The organism is Limnobacter sp. (genome assembly GCF_964228395.1).
Lineage (GTDB): Bacteria > Pseudomonadota > Gammaproteobacteria > Burkholderiales > Burkholderiaceae_B > Limnobacter.
In genome coordinates, this window is the sequence record NZ_CAXQZX010000077.1 from 34,559 (window position 1) to 41,771 (window position 7,213).

The following is a 7,213-nucleotide window of genomic DNA, read 5'->3' on the forward strand; positions in this document are numbered from 1 at the left end:
GCCCGCGCTGCAAACCCCTCAAATTTTTGCCACCCACCATGCTCGACAAATACGCCGCCCAAGACATTGAAACCGCCGTGCAAGGCCAATGGAAAAAAACGGACGCCTACAAGGCAGAGGCTTTTGCAAAAAATGCGCAGGGCCAACTCAAGCCCAAGTATTACTGTGTGTCCATGCTGCCCTACCCCAGTGGCAAATTGCACATGGGGCACGTGCGCAACTACACCATCAACGATGTCATGATCCGCCAAAAACGCATGCAGGGTTACAACACCCTGATGCCCATGGGTTGGGATGCGTTCGGCATGCCAGCCGAAAATGCGGCCATGGCCAATGGCAAACCGCCCGCCGCGTGGACCTACAGCAACATCGACTACATGAAAAAGCAAATGGAGTCGATGGGCCTTGCCATCGATTGGTCCAAAGAAGTTGCCACCTGCAAGCCCGACTACTACAAATGGAACCAGTGGTTGTTTTTGAAGATGCTTGAAAAAGGCATCGTGTACAAAAAAACCGGCACAGTAAACTGGGACCCCATCGACCAAACCGTGCTGGCCAATGAGCAGGTCATTGATGGCAAAGGCTGGCGCTCGGGCGCCGTGGTCGAAAAGCGCGACATCCCCATGTATTACATGGCCATTACCAACTACGCCGATGTGCTGCTCGATGACCTTCACGGTTTGCAGTGGCCCGAGCGTGTCAAAGTGATGCAAGAAAACTGGATTGGAAAATCCACCGGTGTGCGCTTTGCGTTTACCCACAGCATCACAGACCAGCAAGGTCAACTGGTGCAGGACGGCAAACTGTATGTGTTTACCACACGGGCTGACACCATCATGGGTGTCACGTTTTGTGCAGTCGCCGCCGAGCATCCTCTTGCAACCTTGGCTGCACAACACAACCCCGCGCTTCAGGCTTTTATTGCCGAATGCAAAGCTGGCGGTGTAGCCGAAGCCGACATGGCCACCATGGAAAAAAAGGGCATGGCCACTGGCCTGAAGGTCACCCACCCACTCACTGGCGAGGAAGTGCCGGTTTGGGTCGGAAACTATGTGCTTATGAGCTATGGCGACGGTGCTGTGATGGGCGTGCCCGCCCATGATGAACGCGACTTTGCGTTTGCGCTAAAGTACGGTCTGCCAATTAAACAGGTCATCGACGTCGAAGGCGAAGTGTTCAACAACGCCCAATGGGCCGAGTGGTATGGCGACAAAACCCGCGGCGTGTGCACTGCCAGCGGCCCCTTGGATGGACTGAATCACAACGAGGCTGTCGACAAAGTGGCTGAACTGCTGGCCTCCAAAAGCTTGGGTGAAAAGCGCATTCAATTCCGCTTGCGTGACTGGGGTATCTCGCGCCAGCGTTACTGGGGCACGCCCATCCCCATCATTCACTGCGACGCTTGTGGCGATGTGCCCGTGCCAGAAGCCGATCTGCCCGTGGTGTTGCCAGAAGACCTCGTTCCAGACGGCAGCGGCAACCCGTTGGCCAAGAGCGCAGCCTTTTACGAATGCAAGTGCCCAAAATGCGGCAAGCCCGCACGCCGTGAAACCGACACCATGGACACCTTCGTGGATTCCAGTTGGTACTTCACACGCTATGTGTGTAACAACGCCACCACCATGACCGATGAGCGCAGTGATTACTGGATGCCCATGGACCAGTACATCGGTGGCATTGAGCACGCCATTTTGCATTTGTTGTACAGCCGCTTCTGGACCAAAGTCATGAACGACCTTGGGCTGGTGAAATTCCGCGAACCCGCCACTGCCCTGCTCACTCAAGGCATGGTGCTCAACGACACGTACTACACCGAAGAGGCCAACGGCAAAAAAACCTGGATCAACCCAGCCGAAGTTGCAGTGGAGTTCGACGACAAAGGCCGCCCAGTGGCCGCACGTCTGGCCAGCAGTGGCTTGCCAGTCCACATTGGGGGCGTTGAAAAAATGTCGAAGTCTAAAAACAACGGCATTGATCCGCAGGCCTTGATCGATCAATATGGCGCCGACACTGCGCGTCTGTTCACCATGTTTGCAGCACCACCCGAGCAAAGCCTGGAGTGGAGCGGATCGGGTGTGGAGGGTGCACACCGATTCCTGAAACGCTTGTACCAGTTGGCGTTGAATCATCAAGAAGTCATCAAGGCCCAGCCAGCATTGAATGCGGGGGACTTGGGTAAATCCGCACAAAACGCCCGCCGCGATGTGCATGAAATCCTCAAACAGGCCAACTTCGATTACGAGCGCCACCAGTACAACACCGTGGTGTCTGCAGGCATGAAAATGCTCAACACCTTGGATGCGTTTGCAAGCGAGGCCAACTCATTGGCTGACCAAGCGGTGCTTACCGAGGGAATGGGCATTTTGCTGCGCGTGCTTTATCCGATTGTGCCGCACATCACCTGTCACTTGTGGAGCAGCCTCAATTACAGCGCCCAACATGGAGATTTGCTGGATGCGCCTTGGCCTGAGGTGGACGACAAAGCCTTGGTGCGTTCAGAATTAACGTTAATGGTGCAGGTCAACGGCAAACTGCGTGGCAGCGTCGAGGTGGCTGCAGACGCCGACAAAACCAGCATCGAGGCCGCTGCCTTGGCCAGCGATGCTGCGCAAAAGTTCATGGAAGGCAAAGCGCCCAAAAAAGTCATCGTTGTGCCAGGCAAACTGGTCAACATTGTGGTGTAAAGCACCAAAGGAACAAGCCCATGAATCGAGCTCTAAGGTGGTTTTTGCTCCTCGCTCTAAGCGCAGCGCTTGCCGCATGCGGTTTTCAACTGCGCGGGCAATACAGCTTCGATTTTGATCGTATCACGCTGCGTGGGCTCGACAATTCTGAAATGCAGAAGAACATGGACCTGCAGCTACAGATTCTCGACCTGAAAGTGAACCCGGCCAGCGGCGCTCCTCTCACCCTGAACCTGCTTCGGGAAACCCGCGACCGGAGCATTGTTACTTTCAGTGCCAGTGGCCGAGCCCGTGAAGTGCGCATCACTTATGAGCTGTTTTATGAGGTCACGGATGCCAAAGGTGAATACCTCATAGCCACCAGCCAACTCAGCCAACGGCGCGAATTGCTCTACAGCGACGATCAAATTTTGGGCAAAGAAGCCGAAGAAAGCCGTCTTTACACCGAAATGCAACGCGACATTGCAAGGCAGATCATCAGCCGCTTGAGCGCATTGCAGCTGGGCACACAAGACGGTGCTGCCCCAACTCAAAACGGTCGCCAGTGAAACAGATCCCCTTGGACACTTGGCTGAGCATGCTTGATGCGGGCCAGGCAGCCCCCTTGCCACCGTTTGTGTGCGTGTTCACCGATGAGCCACTGTTTTTAACGCAGGCCACCGACGCGTATCGTGCAAGGCTGCGCAAACTGCACGATTGCCAGCGCCAAGTGCTGGATCTGGATCGGCAGTTTGATGAACAGGCGTTTTTGAGCCTGTTTGCAGAAGTGTCACTGTTTGGTGACATCACCTTGGTCGACCTTCGCCTAAACCAGCCCAAACTCAACAAAGAACCAGCCGCTGCGCTGGCCACCGCCAGCCAATGGATTGCTGAGGGCAAAACCAGCAATCACCTGCTCATCAGCGGTCCAAAACTCAACAAGACCCAAGAAAAATCCGCAGGCTTTGCCGAAATCTTTCAATTTGGCTGCGAAATCCAATGCCGCCCCGTGACTGCCGACAGTCTGCCCGGCTGGATCGCCCAAACAGCCAAACGAAAACACCTGAACCTGGACCGCGAAACCTGCCTCTGGTTGGCCGAAAAAACAGAAGGCAATTTGCTGGTGGCCCACCAAACCATCGAAAAGCTGGCACTAGAGGCCGCCACAGGCGGGGAAACCGGCCTCGAGCAAGTGCAGCACATGGTTGCCAACTCGGCGCGGTTTAATGTGTTCGACCTGGGCCCAAGCCTGTTGGCCGGTGATGCAAAACGGATCACCCGCATGCTAGAAGGCCTGTGCGCCGAAGGCGAAGCCGCCACCTTGGTGCTTTGGGCCATGCAAGAAGAAATTCGTGCGATTCGAGACACACAAGTGGCCATGCGGCGCGGAATGTCTTTGTCCGATGCCTGCAGACAAAATAGAATTTGGGGTGCTAGGCAGAGCAACATCGCCCAAGCCCTAAAACGTCACACACCTGGCACCTTGCAAGCTCTCACCGCTTGGTGCTACCAGGCTGAAAAAACGATCAAAGGCATGAGAACCGGCGAGCCTTGGACCCTGCTTGAAATCATCGGACTGGGCATTGCCGGGGTGCAACCGCCCGCCCACTGGAATTGAATATGAGCATTGAACAACACATACTGGCCATTGGTCAAAAAGCACGTGCCGCCTCTGCGGCCATGGGCCGCGCCAGCACAGCGGCGAAAAACCAGGCCCTGCTTGAAACCGCGCGGCTAATTCGCGCCAACAAAACCGCCCTGCAAACCGCCAATCACGAAGACATGGCTCAGGCCCAGGCCAACGGTCTGGAGCCCGCCTTGCTTGACCGCTTGGCTTTGAGCGACCAAGCCATCGAAACCATGGCCTTGGGCTTGGAGCAAATTGCACAATTGCCCGACCCCATCGGCGAAATGAGCGACTTCAAAAACCGCCCTTCCGGTATTTTGGTTGGCAAAATGCGTGTACCACTGGGGGTCATTGGCATCATTTATGAATCGCGCCCTAACGTGACCGTGGATGCAGCAGGGCTATGCATCAAATCGGGCAACAGCACGATTTTGCGTGGGGGGTCTGAAGCATTTCGCTGCAACCAAGCACTGGCCGATTTGGTGGCTCAGGGCTTGGCGGCTGCAGGGCTGCCCGCTGACGCAGTACAAGTCATCGACACCACAGACCGTGCTGCGGTGGGCACCCTCATTACCATGACCGAATACGTGGACGTGATTGTGCCCCGGGGTGGCAAAAGCCTGATTGAACGAATTTCACGCGAGGCCAAGGTGCCTGTGATTAAACACCTCGATGGCATCTGCCATGTGTTCATCGACGAGTCGGCCAATGTTGAACAGGCCATCAACATTGCAGACAACGCAAAAACACATCGCTTTGGCACTTGCAACACCATGGAAACCCTTCTGGTGCACCAGCACAGTGCCAAATCTGTGCTGCCAGCCTTGGCTACCCGCTACGCCAGCAAAGGGGTTGAGCTGCGCGGCTGCAAGCGCACCCTCGCCCTACTGCCCAGCGCCAAACCTGCCACCGAGCAAGACTGGGACACCGAATATCTCGCCCCCATTCTGGCCATCAAAATCGTGGAGCATCTAGACCAAGCCATTGCCCACATCAACCGCCATGGTTCGCACCACACCGACAGCATCGTCACCGAAAACCACAGCCACGCCATGCGATTTGTGCGCGAGGTCGATTCCGCCTCTGTCATGGTCAACGCCTCTACCCGGTTTGCCGACGGCTTTGAATATGGTTTAGGTGCCGAAATTGGCATTTCCACCGATAAAATTCACGCCCGCGGCCCGGTGGGCCTAGAGGGACTAACCAGTCAAAAGTACGTGGTGTTTGGCCACGGCGAAATTCGTCAATAAAGGAGTAGTACACATGGACGGATACCTTTGGGTTAAATCATTTCACATTCTTTTTGTCGCCGCATGGTTTGCGGGCCTGTTTTACCTGCCACGCATTTATGTCAACCTGGCGATGGAAACCGAGCCTGCAGCCACTGCCCGATTGCTGTTGATGGCCAAAAAACTCTACAAATTCATGACCCTTCTGGCCATTCCCGCCCTTCTTCTGGGTTTTGCCTTGGTGGGGGTCTACCAAATTGGCATCGGTGGTCAAAGCGGCTGGTTGCACGCCAAAATCCTGATTGTGTTTTTGATCGCCGGCTATCACCATGGCTGCGGTCGCTTGCTGCGCAAATTTGAACGCGGCGAAAACACCAAAAGCCACACTTTTTACCGTTGGTTCAATGAGGTGCCTGTGGTGCTCATGGCGATTGCCATCATTCTTGTGGTGGTTAAACCCTTCTGATGCAAACCCACTCCAACAAAAAGCCTGCCGCCAGCCAGGCTAGCACGCGAAGCAAAGCGCGTGACAACTCCGCCACGCGCCCGGTCTATTCCTGCTTTGCCAGTTGCCCGCGAGGCCTTGAGCCCCTGCTCACTCAGGAACTTGAGACCATGGGTGCCAAACGCCTCCGTGCCGTCACGGGTGGCTGCACATTTGAAGCCAGTTGGCGACAGGCCACGCGCATGACCTACTGGAGCCGCTTTGCTGGTCGAATCGGTCTGGAATTGGCACGCGGACCATTCTCTGGTGACGAAGACCTTTACAAACTGGCCAAAAGCGTCGATTGGCAAAATTGGTTCAAGCTGTCTCACACCTTTCGGGTGGACCTGAACAACCTGGGTGCAGACCTAAAAAGCCCCCGCTTCACCCAATTGCGTTTGAAAGACGGCGTGTGCGATGCCTTCAACGAGCAATTCGACGAGCGGCCCAATGTGTCTGTTGATGCACCCGACGTGCGTATTTTTGCCGCTGTCACGCCCTCTGAGGCCATGATTTACATTGACCTCGCCGGGGAAAATCTTTTCAAACGCGGATGGCGTCAAGAGCAAGGCGTGGCCCCACTGAAAGAAAACCTGGCCGCGGGCCTCTGGCGAATTGCTCATCAAAGCGCAGCGGGCCAAAGCTCAAACGTGTTTCTCGACCCGTTTTGCGGCAGCGGCACCCTGGTGATCGAATCCCTGTCAGCCTTGTGTGATCGAGCTCCGGGCCTTGAGCGGGCATTTGCCTTCGAAAACCTCAAGCCCTTCAAAGCCGAGTGGGGTCAAGAGTTGCAAGAAGACGCCAACAACCGTTTCAACAAAGGTTTGGATCGCGCGCTGGCCGAGCGCCCCTTCACCTGGTTTGCAAGCGACATCACCGAGGTGTTGGTTGGCATGGCCATTGAAAACACCCAACGGGCTGGCTTTGAAGAATTGCTGGAGGCTGGGCTCGTGCAGTTCGCGCAACGCGACGCGCTCACCGTTGAGCCACCCGCCCCGGCTGGCATTGTTTTAAGCAACCCGCCGTATGGTGAACGGGTCCGAGCCAAAGGTGCAGACGTGCCCGAAGACGAGGCCTATGAACGACTTTTTAAAGCCTACGGCGATGTGCTTAAAAACAAATTTTCAGGCTGGACTGCCTTTTTGTTCTCGGGCGATTTGCAAATCAAACACACCTTGGGTTTAAGCCCCAAGCGCAAAACACCTCTGTT

6 protein-coding genes are annotated in these 7,213 nt (G+C 55.6%); all 6 read left to right on the forward strand.

Going from position 1 to position 7,213, the window contains the following annotated elements; translation table 11 throughout:
* Positions 1-38 precede the first annotated feature (38 nt).
* Positions 39-2,684, forward strand: a complete 2,646-nt coding sequence (gene leuS, locus ACEQU8_RS06070; protein ID WP_370262279.1) for a leucine--tRNA ligase — start codon at positions 39-41, stop codon at positions 2,682-2,684.
* Between the two features lie 20 nt (positions 2,685-2,704).
* A complete protein-coding gene (gene lptE, locus ACEQU8_RS06075) occupies positions 2,705-3,232 on the forward strand; it encodes an LPS assembly lipoprotein LptE (protein WP_370262281.1) in 528 nt (175 codons plus the stop codon).
* Positions 3,233-3,243: 11 nt separating this feature from the next.
* Positions 3,244-4,281: a DNA polymerase III subunit delta gene (holA, locus tag ACEQU8_RS06080; protein WP_370262282.1), complete on the forward strand. Its 1,038-nt coding sequence runs from the start codon at positions 3,244-3,246 to the stop codon at positions 4,279-4,281.
* A gap of 2 nt (positions 4,282-4,283) precedes the next feature.
* Positions 4,284-5,540 (forward strand): glutamate-5-semialdehyde dehydrogenase, encoded by a 1,257-nt coding sequence (locus ACEQU8_RS06085; RefSeq protein WP_370262283.1) that lies wholly within the window; start codon positions 4,284-4,286, stop codon positions 5,538-5,540.
* Positions 5,541-5,553: 13 nt separating this feature from the next.
* Entirely contained in the window at positions 5,554-5,985 is a 432-nt protein-coding gene (locus ACEQU8_RS06090; protein WP_370262284.1) for a CopD family protein, read from the forward strand.
* A partial coding sequence (locus tag ACEQU8_RS06095) for a class I SAM-dependent RNA methyltransferase (RefSeq protein ID WP_370262286.1) occupies positions 5,985-7,213 on the forward strand: 1,229 nt, incomplete at its 3' end. The genes ACEQU8_RS06090 and ACEQU8_RS06095, both read left to right, overlap by 1 nt.